This window comes from Arsenicicoccus bolidensis DSM 15745, assembly GCF_000426385.1.
In the GTDB taxonomy this organism is placed as follows: domain Bacteria; phylum Actinomycetota; class Actinomycetes; order Actinomycetales; family Dermatophilaceae; genus Arsenicicoccus; species Arsenicicoccus bolidensis.
The window spans coordinates 1-19,903 of record NZ_AUFG01000026.1 but is presented as its reverse complement, the minus strand read 5'-3'; the positions used below and the strand labels follow the sequence as shown (position 1 = coordinate 19,903).

Below are 19,903 nucleotides of genomic sequence, written 5' to 3'. Positions count from 1 at the left end.
CTCACCCGCTGGGGCGGGCTGTCGTCGCCGCCTCCCTCGTCGTGGCCGGCACCCTCGGCCTCGTCCACGAGCAGGCTCCGGCACCCGGCCCGACCGGCCCCACCGTCTCCGTGGACGTCGTCGACGACCGCGGGACCCCGCTGGCCGGCGCCCGGGTCCGCACCGACGAGGGGTCGGCCACCACCGACGCCGCCGGGCGGGCGGCCGTGCCGCTGTCCCGCGACGGCTACGCCCACGTCGAGGCCTCCGGGCACGGCGAGCGGACCCTACGCCTGCACGCCGCGGAGGCCTCCCGCGCCGTCCTGCCCGCCAGCGGGTTCGACACCGTCACGCTGAGATTCGGCGGCGACGTCATGATGGGCCGGCGGTTCTACGAGCCCAGCGCCTCCGGGCCCGCGCTCCTGACCGAGGCCTCCACGGTCGAGGACCACCGCCGGCTGCTCGACGGCATCACCCCGCTCCTGCAGGACGCCGACCTCACCGCGGTCAACCTCGAGACGCCGCTGGTCGCCAAGCCCTACTGGCCCGAGGGCGCCAAGCGGCCCGGCGGCTTCAACCCGACCAAGGAGATCGCCTTCGCGAGCAGCACCAAGACCGCGCAGGCCCTGCGCGACGCGGGCGTGGACGTCGTGTCCCTCGCCAACAACCACGTCAACGACGGTGGGGCGGCCGGGACCGCCAGCACCCTCGAGGCCCTCGACGACGCCGGTGTGCGCCACTTCGGCGCGGGGCGGACCGAGGACGAGGCGTGGACGCCGCTCGAGGTGCCGGTCCGCGGTCGCACGGTCGCCTACGTCGGCTGCACCACGGTCGACGGGCTGCCCTCGCCCCACCCGTACGTCGCCCAGGGCAGCTCGGGTGGTGCCGCCCGGTGCTCCGAGGGCCGCCTGCGCCGCACCGTCGAGCGGCAGCGCGCCGCGGGTCACGACGTCGTCGTGATGATCCATGGCGCCGTGGAGTACGAGCGCCAGCAGCGGCCCGTCATACGACGACTGACCCAGGTGGCCGCCGAGGCCGGCGCCACCGCCGTCATGAACGGGCACCCGCACGTCGTCGGCGGGCTGACCACCCAGTCCGGCGCGGTCGTCGCGGAGAGCCTCGGCAACCTGCTCTTCGACCAGCACCTGTGGTCGACCTTCCCGACCTACCTGGTGCGCGTCGACCTGCACGACGGTCGGCCCGTCCACACGCAGGCCGACCCGCTCGTCATCGACCGCTACGCCCCGCGCCCGGCCACCACCGCCCTGGCGGACGCGGTCGGCCGCATCGCGGCCGGCTCCGTCGCGACGACCGCCAACGCCGACGCCACCGGCACGACCATTGGCTCCGCCCTGCTGGAGCCCAGGCCTCGCGCGGTCCAGCTCACCCCCGGCGTGCCGACCTCGCTGGCGCCGGGCTGGCAGCTCGCGGGCCGGCCGGACGGCATCCTCGCGGGCAGCGACCTGCTCTTCGGGAGCGGGCGGTTCGAGGCCGACGCGCGCAGCGGCAGCGGGCCGGCACTGTGGACCCTCGGCGCCAACACCCGCCGCACCAACGCCGCGGCCTGCGCACCGACGCCGAGCGAGGCGGTGGCCCAGCACGGTGTCGAGCTGGTCCGCAGCCCGCTCAGCACCCAGGACGCCTTCGTGACGCCGGAGCACCGCATCCCGGTCAAGGCCGGCCAACGGCTGACCTTCGTCGCGGCGGTGCGGCACGCCTCCCCCGGGTCGCGCGCCACCCTCGCGTGGTATGCAGGAGCCGAAGGCCCCTCGAGCGCCACGACGGAGGTGACCGTGCCGCCCAGCAGCTCCGACGCCGACGACTGCCGGCAGGTGCGCGTCGACGTCACGGCGCCCGCGGGCACGACCTTCGTCCAGCCGGCGCTGCGCCTCCTGCCGCCCGAGAGCTCGGTGCGCGGGTCGCGCCTCGCCGTCGACGACGTGTCCCTCGTGCGCTGGGGCGAGGAGGGCGGCTCGAGCGCCCGCTTCGACACGGTCCTCGCCGAGCGCGCCACCGCCGTCACCCTGCAGCAGGTCACCCCGACCGCCGCCACCGAACCCACGGTGCTGCGGGCGACGAGCAGCCCCGTCACGGCCCTCGCCGGCGCGACGGAGCCGAGCCTCTCCAGGACCGAGGAGACGGAGCGCCCGTGACGGCGGCACCTGCGTCCGACGGGCGCCACGGTTCGGGTCGGCGCCACGGTTCGGGTCGGCCCCACGGGTCGGGTCGGAGTGCTCCCCGAGCGCTGCGCCTGACGACCGTGGGAGCCCTCGTGGCCGCCGCCGCGGCCTGCACCCAGCCCGCCCCCAGGCCCGCGCCTGCCCGCACGCCGGGCCAGGGTGACGGCGGTTCGGTGGAGCGGCTGGTCGACGTCGTCATCTCGGTGCAGGACCGCGCCCCCGCGAGCACCGGCCCGACGGACCCGGCCCGGGCCAGGGCCATCGCCGAGGCGACCGCGCAGCTGCCGCAGGTGGCCGCGCGACCGGGACCCTCGAGCCTCGCGAGTCCTCCGGGGGTGCCCGAGGGGTATGCCGTGACGGGGCTCCGCCTGGACGGGAAGGACCAGCAGGTCGCCGCCCTCGTGCCCCAGGGCACGCCCACGACGGGTGACGGGCTCTACGTCGCCCGGCCCGAGCAGGGCAGCCGCCCGGTCACCATCGAGGTCCCCCACCCCCGCTCGGACGCCTGGACCGACCAGATCGGCGCCGACGTCTACGCCCGCTCGACGGCGCGCTACCTGCTCATGGCCGGGGCCGATCGCGGCGCCGGCGACGACGCGGACGTCGCCCACGCACCCGACGCCGCCTTTGCCGGCACCGACATGCTGCTCGTGCGCAAGGACTGGGTGGTCGTCCAGATCCACGGGTTCACGCGTCGCCGGCACCCCGGCTATCCGGACGCGGTGGTGTCGAGCGGCACCGCGACGCCCGGCGCCACCGCGACGCGGGTGGCCCGCGAGCTGGAGTCCCAGGGCATCAGCACCTGCGTGTATGACGGGACCACGTGCGCCGACCTCGCCGCCCGCACCAACGTCCAGGGGCAGCACGCCCGGGCGGTCGGTGCTGACTTCGTGCACGTCGAGCTGGAGCGGTCCGTCCGAGCGGACCCCGCGCTGCGCTCGCGCGCGGCGCAGGCCATCGCCACAGGGCTCGGCTGACACCTGCTGACCCGCCCGGCCCCTGCCCTTCCCCCACGTCGAGAGGCGACAGATCGGGGTTGTCCGCACCGGATGACCCCGATCTGTCGCCTCTCGAGGCAGCGCAGGCTGACGCCCGCGACGTCCGATCAGATCGCGTCGATGATCGCGTTGAGCGTGGCGCTCGGCCGCATCGCCGCGGACGCCTTGGCGTCGTCGACCTTGTAGTAGCCGCCCAGGTCGACCGGGTTGCCCTGCACCCCGATCAGCTCGGTGTTGATCTGCTCCTCCTTGGCCGCTAGCTCCTCGGCCACGGACGTGAACCGCTCCTTGAGCTCGGCGTCCTGGTCCTGCGCGGCGAGGGCCTGGGCCCAGTACAGCGCGAGGTAGTAGTGGCTGCCGCGGTTGTCGATCTGGCCGACCTTGCGGGCCGGGGACTTGTTCTCGTCGAGGAAACGCCCGATCGCCACGTCGAGAGCGTCCGCCAGGACCTGGGCCTTGGCGTTGTCGAAGGTCGAGGCGAGGTGCTCGAGCGAGGCGCCCAGCGCGGAGAACTCGCCGAGCGAGTCCCAGCGCAGGTAGTCCTCCTTGACGAACTGCTGCACGTGCTTGGGCGCCGAGCCGCCCGCGCCGGTCTCGAAGAGCCCGCCGCCCGAGAGCAGCGGCACGATCGACAGCATCTTGGCGGAGGTGCCCAGCTCGAGGATCGGGAACAGGTCGGTGAGGTAGTCGCGCAGCACGTTGCCGGTGACGGAGATCGCGTCCTCGCCCGCCCGGATCCGCTCGAGGCAGTAGGTGATCGCCTCGACCGGCGCGAGCACCTGGATCTCCAGGCCGTCGGTGTCGTGGTCCTGGAGGTACCGCTCGACCTTGGCGATGACGTTGCGGTCGTGGGCGCGGCCCTGGTCGAGGTAGAACACGGCTGGGGCGCCGGTCGCGCGGGCGCGGGTCACGGCGAGCTTGACCCAGTCCTGGACGGGGATGTCGCGGACGCGGGACTGCCGCCACACGTCGCCGGCCTCGACCTGGTGCTCCATGAGCGTGCTGCCCTCGGCGTCGGTGACGACGACCGTGCCGGCGCTCGGGATGACGAAGGTCGTGGGGTGCGAGCCGTACTCCTCCGCCTTCTGCGCCATGAGGCCGACGTTGGGGACGGTCCCGATCGTGGCGGGGTCGAGGGCGCCGTTGCGCTTGCAGTCCTCGATGACCGCTTGGTACATCGGGCCGTAGGAGCGGTCCGGGATCATGGCCAGGGTCGGCTGCAGCTCGCCCTTGGCGTTCCACATCTGACCGGAGTCGCGCACCACGACGGGCATCGACGCGTCGACGATGATGTCGCTCGGGACGTGCAGATTGGTGATGCCGCGGTCCGAGTCGACCATCGCGAGGGCCGGGCGCTCGGCATACAGGGCGTCGATCGACGAGGTGATGGCGTCCTGCGTGTCCTGGGGCAGGCTCGTGATCTTGGAGTAGAGGTCGCCGATGCCCTGGTTGGGGTTGAAGCCGACCTGCTCGAGATCGTCCGCGAACTGCTCCAGCACCGGGGCGTAGAACGCGCGGACGGCGTGACCGAAGAGCACCGGGTCGGAGACCTTCATCATCGTGGCCTTGAGGTGCAGCGACAGCAGCAGGTCCTCGGCCTTGGCGGCGGCGATCTGCTCGTCGTAGAAGGAGCGCAGCGCCGCCGCGCTCAGGAAGGTGCCGTCCACGATCTCGCCCGCGAGCACGTCGACGCCGTCCTTGAGGACCGTCTCGGAGCCGTCCGCGCCGCGCAGGGTGATCGTCAGGGTCGAGTCGTGGTCCATGACCATCGACTTCTCGTTGCCGTAGAAGTCGCCGCCCGCCATGTCGACGACGCGGGCCTTGGCGTCCTGGCCCCAGGCGCCGAGCCGGTGCGGGTGCTTCTGGGCGAAGCTCTTGACCGACTGGGGGGCGCGGCGGTCCGAGTTGCCCTCGCGCAGCACGGGGTTGACGGCCGAGCCGAGGACCTTGGCGTAGCGCGCCTGGACGTCCTTGTCCTCCTCGGTCGTGGCGCTCTCGGGGTAGTCCGGGATGTCGTAGCCCTTGTCCTGCAGCTCCTTGATCGCGGCCTTGAGCTGCGGCACGGAGGCGGAGATGTTGGGGAGCTTGATGATGTTGGCCTCGGGCGACTGGGCCAGCGCACCCAGGTCGGCCAGCTTGTCCGGCACCCGCTGCTCGTCGGTGAGCCGCTCGGGGAACTGCGCGAGGATGCGGCCCGCGAGGGAGATGTCCGCCGTCTCGACCTCCACGCCACCGGCACCGGTGAAGGCCTGCACGATCGGCAGGAGGGAGTAGGTCGCGAGAGCCGGCGCCTCGTCGATCTTCGTCCACACAATCTTCTGTGACGTCATGAGAGTCTCCAAAGTCGTCGCTGCGGTGCGTGCCGTCGGCACGGCTCACGCCCACGATATCTCAACGTCGAGATATCGGCCCAGGACGACCTGGTGCGGCCCGGCGGGCGGTGCCCTCACCCTATCCAGCCGGTATGACGAACCGCCTGCGGGGCCGGCGTCATTCCATACGCTCAGTGACGATGCGGCCGCTTCACCACCGGGTGGAACCTGGACGAATCGCCCGGCAGTTCACCCGAACACCGCACGCTCACCGCGTCGGCGTGCCACCATGAGACCGCGACGACGCGCGTCCCGCGGGGATCGGCCCACCGGCCGACCATGCCGAGGTGCCACCATGGGCAGCTCGTTCATGTGCCCGGGACGCCCCCATCACCACCTTCATCACTACAGGAGCACCACCGTGTCCCAGCCCAAGCTCGCCTCCCGCCTCGGCGCCGAGTTCCTCGGCACCTTCTGGCTCGTCTTCGGCGGTTGCGGCTCCGCGATCTTCGCGGCCCACGTCATGCACAAGTCCGACCCGGTCAACATGGGCATCGCCTTCGCCGGTGTGGCCCTGGCCTTCGGCCTCACCGTCCTCACCATGGCGTATGCCGTGGGCCAGGTCTCCGGCGGCCACTTCAACCCGGCCGTCACGCTCGGCCTGACCGCCGCCCGCCGGTTCGACGTCAAGGACGTCCTGCCCTACATCGTCACCCAGTGCCTCGCGGCCTGCGCCGCCGGCGGCGTGCTCTACCTCATTGCCTCCGGCAAGGACGGCTTCGACGCGTCCAAGGGCTTCGCCGCCAACGGCTACGGCACCGGTTCCCCCGCCGGCTATTCGATGCTCGCCGTCCTCGTGTGCGAGGTCGTCTGCACCATGTTCTTCCTCTACATCATCCTCGGCGCCACCGACGACCGCGCCCCCATCGGCTTCGCCCCGATCGCCATCGGCCTCGGCCTGACCCTGATCCACCTCATCTCCATCCCGGTGTCCAACACCTCGGTCAACCCGGCCCGCTCGCTCGGCGTCGCGTTCTACCAGGACGGCGCGCTCGGCCAGCTGTGGCTGTTCTGGGTCGCCCCGATCATCGGTGCGGTCATCGCCGGCCTGACCTACACCGCCATCACCGGCAACGACCGCTCCGGCATCGACCTGCAGGGCGAGCTGGAGGTCGACTCCCGCGGCACCGGCCGCGAGGACGGCGCCACCCGCGCCTGACCCTCTCCTGCTCGTATGACGCAGCGCCCGCCGCTGACGGTGGCGGGTTCTCATGGTCCTCGCAACACCCTGATCGAGGGAGTTGCGAGGACCATGCGTAAGAGACGGTTGGCTGTGGCAGACAAGCCGCGGCTGCAGGCCGCGTTCTGGGCGGCGTTCGAGGAGTGTGGGGTGGCGTTTACCGCGGCGCGTCGCGCGGGGGTCAGCGAGTCGGTGGGGCGGTTGTGGGTGCGCCAGGCTCGGCGCTGGCGTGGGCGTGTTGGGTCCGGGCAGCCGGCCACGGCACCCCGCCAGGGCCGAGTTCGCGCGGTTGGTGGCCTCGGGGGTCTCCCTGGCCGAGGCTTCACGACGGGTCGGGATCCATCGACGCACGGGCCAGGAATGGGCTCAGGGGACCCGCAGGGTCAAGAACGGGCGGATCTATCCCGACGGTCGGCACGTCGTGTACGGACCGGCAGGAACGACGATGTCTTTCGTGAACACCTCGTTGGTGACCTTGGCCGCTCTGGAGCGATCGGTCGACCCCCGCTACCTGACCTTGGCTGATCGCGAGCAGATCGCCGACCGCCGCCGTGGGGGCGCGTCGTTGCGGGCGATCGGACGAGCGTTGGGGCGGCCGGCGAGCACGATCAAGCGTGAGATCGACGCCAACAGTGTCGACGGTCAGTACAACGCATACGCCGCTCACCGGACTGCCGTCGGGCGCAGGCCCAGGCCCAAGGCGTCCAAGCTTGCCGCCCCGGGAACGCTACGTGAGTACGTCAGGGCCAAGCTGGCCAAGCGTTGGTCACCCGAGCAGATTCACAACACACTGATCAACGACTTCCCGATGACAAGAGCATGCGAGTGAGCGTGGAGACGATCTACCAGGCGGTGTACCTGCAGGCCCGCGGTGGGATGAAGCGGGAGGTCACCCACGCACTGCGAACCGGACGGACACGTCGCAAGACACGCACCGATCCTGAGCAGCGCGCCTCGAGATTCATCGATCCGATGATCAACATCAGCCAGCGACCGGCCGAGGTCCAGGACAGGGCCGTACCCGGCCACTGGGAAGGAGACCTCATCACCGGCGCCGCGAATGGTTCAGCCATCGCCACGCTGGTCGAGCGCACCACTCGGTACCTCATGCTCGTGCACCTACCTGGCCGCCACGACGCAGTCAGCCTGCGTGACGGGCTGGTCGCCACGATCAGCACGCTGCCCGAGCACCTACGAGGCTCGCTGACCTGGGACCAAGGCACCGAGATGGCCTTGCACAAGTCGTTCACGATGGCCACCGGCATGGACGTCTACTTCTGCGACCCCCACTCCCCGTGGCAGCGCGGCAGTAACGAGAACACCAACGGCCTGCTACGCCAGTACTTCCCCAAGGGCACAGATCTACGCGTGCACACCCCAGCCGACCTCGAGCTCGTCGCCCACGAACTCAACAGCCGTCCTCGCAAGACGCTCGGCTGGGCAACCCCAGCCGAGCGCCTGCGTGATCTACTGACGCCCTAAACCACGACGTGTTGCGAGGACCCCCCGAATCCGCCCCCGTCGGCGGCGGGCGCTCGGAATACGGCCGGAGGGCTGGTGTCTGCTGCGTCACGCCGGCGCACCAGGAGGTGAGGGTGTCGGAGGTGGCTGATAGGTTCGAGCGGTACCCATTCGACCACCCGCGTGAAGGACGAACTCGTGAGCGCTACTCCCGTCAAGGTCGCCGTGACCGGCGCTGCCGGCCAGATCGGCTACAGCCTCCTCTTCCGCATCGCCAGCGGCGAGCTGCTCGGCAAGGACACCCCCGTCGAGCTGCGGCTGCTCGAGATCACCCCCGCGCTCAAGGCGCTCGAGGGCGTCGTCATGGAGCTCGACGACTGCGCCTTCCCGACGCTCGCCGGCGTCGTCATCGGTGACGACCCCGAGCGGATCTTCGCGGACGTCGACGCCGCGATGCTCGTCGGCGCCATGCCGCGCAAGGAGGGCATGGACCGCGCCGACCTGCTCGCCGCCAACGGCAAGATCTTCACCGGCCAGGGTGCCGCCCTCAACAAGGTCGCCCCCAAGGCCAAGGTCCTGGTCACCGGCAACCCGGCCAACACCAACGCCCTCATCGCGATGAACAACGCCCCCGACATGGCGCCCGAGCAGTTCAACGCCCTGACGCGCTTGGACCACAACCGCGCCAAGTCGATGCTCGCCAAGAAGCTCGGCGTCGGCGTCGCCGAGATCAAGGACCTCGCGATCTGGGGCAACCACGACGACTCGATGTACCCCGACCTGTTCAACACCAAGGTCAACGGCAAGGCCGCGACCGAGCTCGTCGACGAGGCCTGGATCACCGGGGAGTACATCCCCACCGTCGCCACGCGCGGCGGCGCGATCATCAAGGCGCGCGGTGCCTCGTCGGCCGCCTCGGCTGCCAACGCGACGATCGACCACATGCGCGACTGGATGCTCGGCACCGACGAGATCGTGTCGATGTCGGTGCCGTCCGATGGGTCCTACGGCGTCCCCGAGGGCATCATCTCCTCGTTCCCCTGCCGCGTGAAGGACGGGAAGTACGAGATCGTCCAGGGCCTGGAGCTCAATGACTTCTCGCGCGAGCGGATCATGGCGTCCGCCGCTCGCCTGGAGTCCGAGCGTGACCAGGTCAAGGCCCTCGGCCTCATCTCCTGACCCGCCGGGGGTAAAGGCATCGACCGGCCTTCGTTCGCCAGGCTGATGCCTCTACCGGGGGTAAAAGCATCGACCGGCCTTCGTTCGCCAGGCTGATGCCTCTACCGGGGGCAGGTTTTCCCCAGGTTGTCGCGTCAAGGCCCGCGTCGTCCACAGGTGACGACGCGGGCCTTCGCGCGTGCCCGCCCAGCCAGCAGGCTGCGGTCATGGAGATCACACATGCCCTGCCGCCGGATCCGATCTTCTCCACCGCCCAGGCCTATGCGATGGGCTGGTGCCGGCGCACCCTGGCCGAGGCACGCGCTGCCGGATGGTGCCACAGCGTGCTGCGCGCGTGGTACGCCCACGGCCCGTCCCCGGCATCGCCCGTCGACCGACACCTCGAGACCGTCGCCGCCACCCATCTCGAGCACGAGGGTCGCCTGGTCACCTCGGCGGTGTCGGCCTGCCTCTACCACGGATTGCCGGTCGACGATCGTGACCTCGCCCGGGTCATGGTCACGCGACGGGCCTCCGACGACGGCGCGACCCCGGCAGCCCATGGCACCTCGACGAGCCGGGTCCTCATCCGGTCGAGCTGCCGGCCCGAGGATGTCGACGACCGTGCGCCGGTGCTCACACCGGCCGCAGCGGTGGTCGAGTACGCGCTCCAGTCGGGCCTCCCGGCCGGCGTGGCCGCCGGAGATGCGGCGCTGCGTCCGGGCGTGGCGACGGTCGAGGGCATCACGGCGGCCATCGGTCGACGGGGCGGCCGCAACGGCATACGACGGGTGTCGATGCTCCCCGGGCTGCTCGATCCGCTCGCCGAGAACGGCGGCGAGAGCAAGGCGCGGCTCGCGCTGGTGCAGGTGGGGTTCGACCTGGAGTCCCAGGTGTGGGTCGAGACGTCGATCGGGTGGTTCAGGCCCGACTGGCGGGTGCGCGGCACCGCCACGCTGATCGAGCTGGACGGCGTGGCGAAGTACCTCGACGAGCAGGGCCGGCTGGTGACCTCCCGAGTCCGGGGGGACCGGACCAGGGATCGCGCCCTGGAGTCGACCGGTCATCGGGTCGTGCACCTGTCGATGGACGACATCGCCGCCCGGGACACGCTGCGGCCCTTGGTGGTCCAGCACGCGGGAGATGCCTTGCAAAAGCCAACCCCGCCGGCGTTGTCGGCGCGGACGCGCCCGAACGGACAAGGGTGGGGCGCGACCGGATGAACGAAGCCCGATCGACCGGCCTTGGTCACACCCGCCTGGGGAACGAAGGCCGGTCGATGCCTCTACCCGCGGTAGGTCAGCGGGTGGGGTGCCAGTTGACGGCGTTGGCGCCCACCGCGACCACGACGGCGAGCGCGAGATACATCAGCACGTCCAGACCACGGGACCGTATGACGAGCCCGCCGGCCGCCGCGTCGGACACCACCAGGCGCAGCACGGCCGCCGCAGCGAGCGCCCCCGCCAGCAAGTTGCCGCCCAGCCGCGGCGACACCACCGCCACCACGGCGAGCGCCAGCACGCAGCCGACGCCGAGCACCCACCACAGCGCGAGGCGCCCCGGCCCCACGGACGTCACGCGGAAGCAGCCCGCTCGGCGGACTCGACGACGTTGCTGAGCAGCAGCGCGCGGGTCATGGGGCCGACGCCGCCAGGGTTGGGCGTCATCCAGCCCGCGACCTCCATCACGTCGGGGTGGATGTCGCCGGCGACCCGGGACTTCCCGTCCTCGCCGGCGATGCGGGACACCCCGACGTCGAAGACGGCGGCCCCGGGCTTGACCATGTCGGGCGTCAGGATGTTGTGGACCCCGGCCGCCGCCACGACGATGTCCGCGCGGCGGGTGTGGGCGGCCAGGTCACGAGTCCCGGTGTGGCACAACGTGACCGTGGCGTTCTCGGAGCGTCGGGTGAGGATCAGGCCGAGCGGGCGACCCACCGTGATGCCGCGGCCGATGACGACGACCTCGGCGCCCTTGAGCGGGATGTCGTAGCGCCGGCAGAGCTCGACCACGCCCATCGGCGTGCAGGGCAGGGGCGCGGGGATGCCGAGCACGAGGTTGCCGAGGTTGACGGGGTTGAGGCCGTCGACGTCCTTGGACGGGTCGACGCGCGCCAGGATCGCGCTGTCGTCGAGGCCGGTGGGCTGCTGCACGAGGAAACCGGTGCAGTCGGGGTCGGCGTTGAGCTCGTCGACGACCGCCTCCACCTCGGCCTGGGTGGCCGTGGCGGGCAGGTGCCGCTGGATCGAGGCGACACCGATCTCGGCACAGTCCTTGTGCTTGGCGCCGACGTACCACGTGCTGGCGGGGTCGTCCCCGACGAGCACCGTGCCGAGTCCCGGGGTGATGCCGCGCTCCCGCAGCGCGCGGACGCGCTCGGCGAGCTCGGTCTTGATCGTCGCGAGGGTGGCCTTGCCATCGAGGATCGTCGCAGTCACGTCGTTCATCTTGCCACCCGGTTCGCGCGCTGCGCGGCCACCCCGGCCCCGACGGCCGCGCCGAGCGTGATCACGACGCCCGCCAGCAGCTGCGGCCCGACGTGGGAGCGGGCGGCGGGGTCCAGCAGGTCGACCAGCACCGCCGACACGAGCTGACCGGTGAGCGTCATGAGGGTGGCCACGAGCACCCCCAGGTGGTGCACGACGACGGCGCCGATGGCGACATACACGATCCCGATCAGTCCCCCGACGTAGGCCCACCACGGCAGGTCCCAGGTGGCCGGTGCCCGCAGACCGCCGCGCGCCAGGAGCAGGCCGGCCCACCCGAGCAGCAGCCCGAGCCCCCAGGTGAAGTTGATGGTCGAGGTGACCACGACGTCGCCGCTGACGCGGTTGACGCGCCCGTTGAGCGCCTGCTGGAGGGCGATCGCGGCACCGGCGAGCACGGTGAGGGCGACAGGCAGCAGAGGTATGCCGTCCGCCCCGCCGCTCCCGGACCGGGCCGAGGCGGCGACGCCGACCCCCACGAAGGTCGTCAGGCCGGCCAGGACCCGGCCCAGGGTCACCGGCACGTGGCCGGCCGGCCCGATGCCGAGGCGGTCGACGAGCAGGGCGTTGGTCGTCTGCCCGCCGACGATGGCGATGGTGAACAGCGCGACGCCGAGGACGGGCACGGCGTTGGTCTGGACGGCGACGAAGAAGCCGCCGCTCAGGCCCCCCAGGGTCTGCCACCACGGCAGGCGGCCCGAGCGGACCGCGCCGACGACCTCGCGCAGCGCCCGCCGCGGCCCGGGCAGGACCACGAGCGCGGCCAGCAGGACGACCCACCCGGAACCGAAGCTCCACAGCGACGCGTCCACCGGGCTGGCGAAGGCGTGCGCCAGGGTCCCGTTGGCGCGGGACTGCAGCGAGGACAGCGCGCCCGCGAGGAGGGCGGCCGCCGCCGACAGGACGACGACGGGCCGGCCCTCCTCGTGGTGGCCGTCGGGGTCGCCGGGGCTGCCGGGAGCTCCGGCGACCTCGCGTCCGCCCTCGCGGGGGTCAGTGGGCAAAGTGGCGCGTGCCCGTGAAGTACAACGACACCCCCGCCTGCTGGCAGGCCTGGATCGTCTCGGCGTCGCGCATCGACCCGCCCGGGGCCACGATGGCGCGGACGCCGGCGTCGATGAGGAGCTGCGGGCCGTCGGCGAACGGGAAGAACGCGTCCGACGCCGCCACCGCACCACGGGCCCGCTCCTCCCCCGCCCGCTGGACGGCGAGGCGGCAGGAGTCGACGCGGTTGACCTGGCCCATGCCGATGCCGACGGAGGCGCCGTCGCGGGCGAGCAGGATCGCGTTGGACTTGGTGGCGCGGACGGCCTTCCAGGCGAAGTCGAGGTCCACGAGCGTGCGGTCGTCGACGGAGTCGCCGGCGACGAGCGTCCAGTGCAGGGGCGCGTCGCCGTGGCCCGCCGTCTCCTTGTCGTCCTCGGTCGGCTCGATCACCGCGTCGATCCGGTCGACCTCCTGCACCAGCAGGCCACCCGAGACGGGGCGCAGCTCGAGGGCAGAGGCACCGGAGCGGACGTCGGCGGGCAGGCGCAGCAGCCGGATGTTCTTCTTGGCCGTGAGGATCGCCAGCGCCTCGGGCTCGAAGTCGGGAGCCGCCACGACCTCGGTGAAGATGTCCTTGACCGTCTCGGCCATCGCGGCCGTGACCGGGCGGTTGGTGGCGATGACGCCGCCGAAGGCCGACAGCGGGTCGCACTCGTGGGCGCGCCGGTGCACGGCATCGATCGGCTCGTCGGGGGCGCCGGCCGCGATGCCGCACGGGTTGGCGTGCTTGATGATCGCGACGGTCGGGCGGTGGCCGTGGTCGTGCGCGGCCCGCACGGCGGCGTCGGTGTCGACGTAGTTGTTGTAGGACATCTCCTTGCCGTGCAGCTGCTCGGCGGAGGCCACGCCCGGGCCCTCGCCTCGATACAGGGCGGCGCGCTGGTGGGGGTTCTCGCCATACCGCAGGTCGGAGACCTTGGACCAGGTCGCCCCCGCGAACTCGGGGAAGGTCTGGGCGTCGCCGACGTAGGACGAGACCATCCACGAGGCGACGGCCACGTCGTAGGCCGCGGTGTGCGCGAACGCCTTGGCGGCCAAGGACTTCCGCTCGTCGAGGGTGAACCCGCCGGCGCCGACCGCGGCCAGGACCGACGCGTAGTCGTCCGGCGAGGTGATCACGCCAACGCTCGGGTGGTTCTTGGCGGCGGCGCGGACCATGGAGGGGCCACCGATGTCGATCTGCTCGATGCACTCGTCGGGGCTGGCGCCGGACGCGACCGTCGCGGTGAAGGGGTAGAGGTTGACGACGACCAGCTCGAACGCCGCGACCTCGAGCTCCTCGAGCTGGCGCAGGTGGTCGGGCTTGCGGGTGTCGGCGAGGATCCCGGCGTGGACGCGCGGGTGCAGCGTCTTGACCCGCCCCTCGAGGCACTCGGGGAAGCCGGTCAGCTCCTCGACGCGGGTCACGGGCAGGCCGAGTCCGTCGATGAGGGCGGCCGAGCCGCCGGTGGAGACGAGCTCGACGCCGGCGTCGTGCAGGCCGCGGACGAGGTCCTCGAGGCCGGTCTTGTCGTAGACCGAGACGAGGGCGCGCCGGATCGGTCGCCGCCCCTGCTCGGTCGTCGCGGACGCAGCGGTGCGGTCGTTGGCAGTCATCAGGTCACTCCTGCGAGCGGTTGCGGTTGGATCGGTGCGGGCACCCAGGCGGGCGATGCCCACGATCGTCACTCCCCGGTGGTGGTCCACCTGCGCCAGTCGTGTGCCTCCAACCCTACCGGGGGCGAAGGCATCGACCGGCCGTCGTCCGCCAGGCCGATGATCCCGCCGGGGGCGGGTCGTGAGCCGGTATGCCGCAGCGCTCGCCCTCTCAGCGGCCGAGGCGCACGCGGCGGCCGTCGAGGTGGTGGCCGTGGCGCGCCATACGGCCCACGACGTCGACGAGCATCTCGCGCTCCTGGACCTTGATCCGCTCGTGGAGGGACACCTCGGTGTCGTCGTCCTCGACGACGACCGCCCGCTGGGTGATGATCGGCCCGGTGTCGACGCCGGCGTCGACGACGTGGCAGGTCGTCCCGGTCACCGCCACGCCGTGGGCGAGGGCATCACGGACGCCGTGCGCGCCGGGGAAGCTCGGCAGCAGCGCGGGATGGGTGTTGATCACGGTCGGACCGGCCAGCACCTGCGGCCCGAGGATCCGCATGAAGCCGGCGCTGACCACGAGCTGCGGTGCGTGACGAGCGATCTCGGCGGCGAGGGCGGCGTCCCAGGCAGCCCGGTCAGGGTGCTCGGCGGGGCGGACGACGAAGGTCGGGATCCCCGCGCGCTCGGCCCGCTCCTGCCCCAGCGTGCCGCCGCGATCGACCCCCACCGCAGCGATCCGCACGCCATAGCCAGGGTCGGCGCTCGCGTCGATCAGCGCCTGGAGCAGGGTGCCGGAGCCCGACACGAGGACGACGATCGGCACGGGCTGGGGCGAGTCGCTCACAGCCAGCACCCTAGTGGCATGGGGGATGATGGGGCGCGTGCCTGCCGACCGAGCCCCCAGACCGCGCCCGTCCGACGACGAGCGGCCCCCGGACGACGCCGGGCGAGGCCCCGGGGCCGGTGACGGGCGAGGCCCTGCGGACGGCGGACGGCGCCCGGCACCACCACCCGGGGCGACCGACGGCATGCGGGCGGCGCTGGCGATCGTGGTCACGGTGCCGCTGCTGTCGCTGCACCACCCCTGGTCGTTGCTGGCGGTGGCGACGAGCCTGGCCGCGATGTGGTTCGCGGGGCGGGCGGTCGCGCTGCAGCTGCGGGCCAAGCGCTATGGCTGGGCGTCGTGGCAGCTCGTGGGGGTCACGCTGGGCGGCTATCTGCTGTTCACGGCAGCCCTGCAGTCGATCTATCCGACGCAGATGACGACCTGGTCGACGTGCACCGCCGGCGCCAACACTCGCGTGGCGCAGGCGCAGTGCGACGCCCGTCTCGACGAGTCGGTGCCGTCCTGGCTGTCGGGCGCGCTCGGCCTCTGACCGGCTCGGCCTCTGACCGGCTCCGCGTCCAACCCGGGTCGATGTGCCTACCTCAGGTAGGTCAGTGGTGGTAGCGGCGCCAGGTCAGCAGGAGCGCCAGGAGCGCCCCCACCGCGAGCTCGCCGGCCAGCGCCAGCGTCGCCCACCACGCGTGCGGCCCCACCGACACCAGCGCCCGCGAGCCCAACGAGCCGCTCGACAGCAGCATCACGACCAGCGACCCGAGGACCATGACCAGCCAGGCCGAGGCGGCGGCCAGCGCCTTGGCGCCCAACGTCGACAGGGTCGCCAGCCGACCGATCGCCCGGTGCGCGACCACGGCCCCCACGATCACCGGCAGCAGCCCCGCGAGCCGCGCCCACCACGGCAGCGCCCCGTTGTCCGGCAGCGAGCCGAGGAACGGAACCATGGGCAGCAGGCCCGACTGGGCCTGCGACCAGGTGTAGGTCGAGCCCAGCCCCAGCGAGAACCCCGGCCCCGCCAGCCACGACAGGCCCCAGGCCGCCGCGTCGGGCAGCCAGGCCAGCTGGACCACGGCGAGCAGGACGTTGCCCACCGCGCCGGCGTCCAGCGACGACGTCAGGTCGCGCACGCGCCCCAGGTGCGTCACGAACCCCAGGACCACGGGCACCAGACCGGCCAGCAGCAGCAGACCTACGCCGCGCAGCCCCTCCCCCAGGGCGCGGCGCACCGCCACGGGGACGAGCCCGACGACCTGGTCGTGCCACCCGGGAGCGGCGGCCGGCCGGGCCCACGCGTGCCGCAGCCCGACCAGCACGCCGAGCAGCGGCACGACGACGTCGCCCAGCACCGTGGACGGCCAGGACGGCCGGATCGCGAGGCTCGACGCGTGCAGGGCCACGAGAAGCCCCAGGACGGCATACGAGCCGATGAAGGCCCCGACGAGCCGGGCCACCCCGGAGCGCATCCCGCCCAGCCAGCCGAGCCGCGGCGAGCGGTCGTCCTCGACGGGCCCGGCGAGGGTGCGCGCCGCGACCGCGGCCGACGCGACGGCCAGCGCCGTCAGCAGCAGCGGGGTCAGCGACAGCACGACCCCGGCCTGGCGCACCGAGCCGCCGTGCGCCGCGACCCAGGCCAGCGACCCCACGCCCAGCGCGGCGGGCCACCCCCCGGTGGCACCCGCCGACCCGGCCCAGGCGACGACGGAGAGGAGCACGAGCGGCAGCCAGCTCGTCACGACGGCGACGGCGGCCGCGCGCACGGCCCGGGTGGCAGGGACGGCGGCGGGGCGGAGGCGGGGCGAGTCAGTCATGGGTGCCCTCATCGTCTCCCACCGGGGCCCCGCGGCCCGACCCGGCTCGCCGGTCCGGCGGCCACCGGAGCCACCTGGCCCGCCCCGGCGGAGGCTGTCGTATGCCGAGAGCCGGCCACCCCGAGGAGGGGTGACCGGCTCTCGCCGTGACCGGTGAGGGTCAGAGGGACTTCATGATCTCGCGCATGAGCTCGGCGGTCTCGGACGGCGTCTTGCCGACCTTGACGCCGGCGGCCTCGAGGGCCTCCTTCTTGGCGGCGGCAGTGCCCGCGCCACCCGAGACGATGGCGCCGGCGTGGCCCATGGTCTTGCCCTCGGGGGCGGTGAAGCCCGCGACGTAGCCGACGACCGGCTTGGTGACGTTGTCCTGGATGAACTTCGCCGCGCGCTCCTCGGCGTCGCCACCGATCTCGCCGATCATGACGATCGCCTTGGTCTCCGGGTCCTTCTCGAAGGCCTCGAGGCAGTCGATGTGCGTGGTGCCGATGACCGGGTCGCCACCGATGCCGACGGCGGTGGTGAAGCCGAAGTCACGCAGCTCGTACATCATCTGGTAGGTCAAGGTCCCCGACTTGGAGACCAGACCGATCTGGCCGGCGCCCGCGATGTCGGCGGGGATGATGCCGGCGTTGGACTGCCCGGGGCTGATGATGCCGGGGCAGTTGGGGCCGATGATGCGGGTCGTGCCCTTGGCCGCGGCGTAGTTGTAGAACTCGGCCGAGTCCTTGACCGCGATGCCCTCGGTGATGACGACGAGCAGCGGCATCCCCGCGTCGACGGCCTCGACGACCGCGGACCTGGTGAAGGCCGGCGGCACGAACACGACCGAGACGTTGGCGCCGGTCGCGTCCATGGCCTCCTTGACGGAGCCGAAGACGGGGACCTGCTTGCCCTCGGGGAAGTCGACCGTCTGGCCGGCCTTCTTGGGGTTGACGCCACCGACGATGTCGGTGCCGGAGGCGAGCATGCGCGTGGTGTGCTTCATGCCCTCGGAGCCGGTCATGCCCTGGACGATGACCTTGGAGTCGGCGTTGAGGAAGATAGCCATTGGTTGTGTAGTCCTGTCTCTCTCGCTCGAACGCTTACTTGGCGGCCAGCTCGGCGGCCTTGCGGGCAGCGCCGTCCATGGTCTCCTCGACGGTGACCAGCGGGTGGTTGTAGTCCTCGAGGATGCGGCGACCCTCGACGACGTTGTTGCCGTCCAGACGGACGACGAGCGGCTTGGTGGCCTGGTCGCCCAGCGACTTGAGGGCGCCGACGATGCCGTTGGCCACGGCGTCGCACGCCGTGATCCCGCCGAAGACGTTGACGAACACGGCCTTGACCTGCTCGTCGCCGAGGATGACGTCCAGGCCGTTGGCCATGACCTCGGCCGAGGCGCCGCCACCGATGTCGAGGAAGTTGGCGGGCTTGCTGGCCCCGCCCGTGTGGTCCTCGCCGGCGTAGGCGACGACGTCCAGGGTGCTCATCACGAGGCCTGCGCCGTTGCCGATGATGCCGACGTTGCCGTCGAGCTTGACGTAGTTGAGGTGCATCGCCTTGGCCTTGGCCTCCAGCGGGTCCGCGGCCTTCTCGTCGACCAGGGCTGCGTGGTCGGCCTGGCGGAAGGACGCGTTGTCGTCGAGGGTGACCTTGCCGTCCAGGGCGATGATGTCGCCGTCCTCGGTCTTGACGAGGGGATTGACCTCGACCAGGGTGGCGTCCTCCTCGCGGTAGACGTCCCACAGCTTCTGCAGCACCGGCACGATCTTGGCGCCGGTCTCCGCGTCGAAGCCGGCGGCCTGGACGATCTCGGTGGCCTTGGCCTCGTCGATGCCGACCTGCGGGTCGACGGCGATGCGGGCGAGGGCCTCGGGGCGCTCGACGGCGAGCTGCTCGATCTCCATCCCGCCCTCCTTGCTGCACATCGCCAGGTAGTTGCGGTTGGCGCGGTCCAGGAGCAGCGAGAAGTAGTACTCCTCGGCGATCTTGGCGCCCTGCGCGATCATCACGGTGTGGACGGTGTGGCCCTTGATGTCCATGCCGAGGATCTGCTGGGCGTACTGCTCGGCCTCGTCGGCGGACTTGGCGACCTTGACGCCACCCGCCTTGCCGCGACCTCCGGTCTTGACCTGGGCCTTGACGACGGTGACCCCGCCGCTCCTGGTCCCGATCTCGTCTGCGGCGGCCCGAGCCTGCTCGGGGGTCTCGGCGGTCTGGCCCGCCAGGACCGGCACGCCGTGCTTCTCGAACATGTCGCGTGCCTGGTACTCGAAAAGATCCACGCTCATCCGTCCTTGGGTTAGGTGGTGGAGTGTCTTCGCGAGGATAACGCGGTTCCGACGCACCGGCCCACGCCAACCGTCCCCCTGCGACCGATGCCACACCGAGGGCGCGCCCGCGCGGGTCGGGCGAGCCGGTCGGTCCACCCGGTCGGTCCCGGGACCGGGGTCGGTCGGGTGATCCGGTGGGGTGGCCCTTTGGCGCGGTGCCGGTCGACGAGGCCGTATGCCGGGAAGGGGGTCCCGGCATACGGCCTCGTGCGTGACTCTTGTGGTGCTGTCTGGTGCTGGGGTTACTGGACGGTGATGTCGTCGAAGACGAAGCTGGACTGGGCGGAGGAGTCTTCGGTGGCGGTGATCTTGAGGGTGACGCTGCGTCCGGCGTAGCTGGACAGGTCGATGGTCTTCTGGACGTAGCCGTTGGTCTTGGTCAGGTTGGAGTAGGACGCCACGGCGGAGCCGTTGATGGTGACGGTGGCCTTGTCGTAGGCGGTGTAGCCGGAGGTCTCGGCGCTGTCGACGGCGACCCAGTAGGTGAGCTTGCCGCCGGC

At 72.0% G+C, this 19,903-nt stretch carries 15 protein-coding genes, 2 pseudogenes and 1 riboswitch; of the genes and pseudogenes, 7 read left to right on the top strand and 10 right to left on the bottom strand.

The genetic code is table 11. The features are described 5' to 3' along the window. Window positions 1-41 precede the first annotated feature (41 nt). Together K313_RS24720 and K313_RS22495 are read left to right on the top strand one after the other, a co-directional pair. Window positions 42-2,132, top strand: coding sequence for a CapA family protein (locus tag K313_RS24720; RefSeq protein WP_029212057.1), 2,091 nt, complete (start codon window positions 42-44; stop codon window positions 2,130-2,132). Between the two features lie 107 nt (window positions 2,133-2,239). After that, on the top strand, window positions 2,240-3,136 hold the full coding sequence (locus tag K313_RS22495) for a hypothetical protein (protein WP_029212056.1): 897 nt from the start codon (window positions 2,240-2,242) through the stop codon (window positions 3,134-3,136). Window positions 3,137-3,264: 128 nt separating this feature from the next. Here the strand turns inward: K313_RS22495 and K313_RS0113555 are convergent, their stop codons facing one another. Next, window positions 3,265-5,487: an NADP-dependent isocitrate dehydrogenase gene (locus tag K313_RS0113555; protein ID WP_029212055.1), complete on the bottom strand. Its 2,223-nt coding sequence runs from the start codon at window positions 5,485-5,487 to the stop codon at window positions 3,265-3,267. 403 nt (window positions 5,488-5,890) lie between these two features. On the opposite strand from K313_RS0113555, the gene aqpZ reads away from it, so the two are divergent. The 4 genes and pseudogenes from aqpZ to K313_RS0113535 all read left to right on the top strand — a co-directional run bounded on the left by aqpZ (window position 5,891) and on the right by K313_RS0113535 (window position 10,551). After that, complete coding sequence (gene aqpZ / locus K313_RS0113550; protein ID WP_029212054.1) at window positions 5,891-6,688, top strand: aquaporin Z; 798 nt, start codon at window positions 5,891-5,893, stop codon at window positions 6,686-6,688. Between the two features lie 331 nt (window positions 6,689-7,019). Then, window positions 7,020-8,191 (top strand): annotated as a pseudogene (locus K313_RS21120) (IS30 family transposase). Between the two features lie 177 nt (window positions 8,192-8,368). Further along, a complete protein-coding gene (locus K313_RS0113540) occupies window positions 8,369-9,349 on the top strand; it encodes a malate dehydrogenase (protein WP_029212053.1) in 981 nt (326 codons plus the stop codon). Between the two features lie 206 nt (window positions 9,350-9,555). Then, the gene (locus K313_RS0113535; RefSeq protein WP_029212052.1) at window positions 9,556-10,551 is read left to right on the top strand and encodes a hypothetical protein; all 996 of its coding nucleotides are present in this window, start codon (window positions 9,556-9,558) and stop codon (window positions 10,549-10,551) included. A 76-nt stretch (window positions 10,552-10,627) separates the two neighbouring features. Here K313_RS0113535 and K313_RS0113530 read toward each other — a convergent pair whose 3' ends face one another. The 5 genes from K313_RS0113530 to purN all read right to left on the bottom strand — a co-directional run bounded on the left by K313_RS0113530 (window position 10,628) and on the right by purN (window position 15,286). Next, a complete protein-coding gene (locus tag K313_RS0113530; RefSeq protein WP_029212051.1) occupies window positions 10,628-10,906 on the bottom strand; it encodes a DUF3017 domain-containing protein in 279 nt (92 codons plus the stop codon). Further along, window positions 10,903-11,766: a bifunctional methylenetetrahydrofolate dehydrogenase/methenyltetrahydrofolate cyclohydrolase gene (locus K313_RS0113525; protein ID WP_029212050.1), complete on the bottom strand. Its 864-nt coding sequence runs from the start codon at window positions 11,764-11,766 to the stop codon at window positions 10,903-10,905. Before K313_RS0113525 ends, K313_RS0113530 begins: the two co-directional genes overlap by 4 nt. 5 nt (window positions 11,767-11,771) lie before the next feature. After that, a complete protein-coding gene (locus tag K313_RS0113520; protein WP_029212049.1) occupies window positions 11,772-12,818 on the bottom strand; it encodes a DMT family transporter in 1,047 nt (348 codons plus the stop codon). Further along, window positions 12,808-14,457: a bifunctional phosphoribosylaminoimidazolecarboxamide formyltransferase/IMP cyclohydrolase gene (gene purH / locus K313_RS0113515; RefSeq protein ID WP_029212048.1), complete on the bottom strand. Its 1,650-nt coding sequence runs from the start codon at window positions 14,455-14,457 to the stop codon at window positions 12,808-12,810. The genes K313_RS0113520 and purH overlap by 11 nt, the downstream gene beginning before the upstream one ends. A 35-nt stretch (window positions 14,458-14,492) precedes the next feature. Beyond that, a riboswitch (ZMP/ZTP riboswitch) is annotated at window positions 14,493-14,570 on the bottom strand. Window positions 14,571-14,668: 98 nt separating this feature from the next. After that, the gene (purN, locus tag K313_RS0113510) at window positions 14,669-15,286 is read right to left on the bottom strand and encodes a phosphoribosylglycinamide formyltransferase (RefSeq protein ID WP_029212047.1); all 618 of its coding nucleotides are present in this window, start codon (window positions 15,284-15,286) and stop codon (window positions 14,669-14,671) included. Between the two features lie 37 nt (window positions 15,287-15,323). Here purN and K313_RS24510 point away from each other — a divergent pair, with 37 nt between their 5' ends. Further along, on the top strand, window positions 15,324-15,818 hold the full coding sequence (locus K313_RS24510) for a hypothetical protein (protein WP_240483983.1): 495 nt from the start codon (window positions 15,324-15,326) through the stop codon (window positions 15,816-15,818). Window positions 15,819-15,879: 61 nt separating this feature from the next. On the opposite strand, the gene K313_RS0113500 is transcribed toward K313_RS24510, so the two are convergent. The 4 genes and pseudogenes from K313_RS0113500 to K313_RS23965 all read right to left on the bottom strand — a co-directional run. Then, window positions 15,880-17,091 (bottom strand): cell division protein PerM, encoded by a 1,212-nt coding sequence (locus K313_RS0113500; RefSeq protein ID WP_029212045.1) that lies wholly within the window; start codon window positions 17,089-17,091, stop codon window positions 15,880-15,882. Between the two features lie 160 nt (window positions 17,092-17,251). Further along, entirely contained in the window at window positions 17,252-18,139 is an 888-nt protein-coding gene (sucD, locus tag K313_RS0113495; protein ID WP_019285584.1) for a succinate--CoA ligase subunit alpha, read from the bottom strand. Between the two features lie 34 nt (window positions 18,140-18,173). Next, a complete protein-coding gene (gene sucC, locus K313_RS0113490; RefSeq protein ID WP_029212044.1) occupies window positions 18,174-19,355 on the bottom strand; it encodes an ADP-forming succinate--CoA ligase subunit beta in 1,182 nt (393 codons plus the stop codon). A gap of 290 nt (window positions 19,356-19,645) precedes the next feature. Next, window positions 19,646-19,903: pseudogene (locus K313_RS23965) on the bottom strand (M4 family metallopeptidase); the annotation flags it as partial.

Coding starts and splice junctions, on each gene's coding strand:
- K313_RS0113555 (WP_029212055.1), bottom strand. CDS start 5,487: ATGACGTCACAGAAGATTGTGTGGACGAAGATCGACGAGGCGCCGGCT.
- K313_RS0113535 (WP_029212052.1), top strand. CDS start 9,556: ATGGAGATCACACATGCCCTGCCGCCGGATCCGATCTTCTCCACCGCC.
- purH (WP_029212048.1), bottom strand. CDS start 14,457: ATGACTGCCAACGACCGCACCGCTGCGTCCGCGACGACCGAGCAGGGG.
- K313_RS0113500 (WP_029212045.1), bottom strand. CDS start 17,091: ATGACTGACTCGCCCCGCCTCCGCCCCGCCGCCGTCCCTGCCACCCGG.
- sucD (WP_019285584.1), bottom strand. CDS start 18,139: ATGGCTATCTTCCTCAACGCCGACTCCAAGGTCATCGTCCAGGGCATG.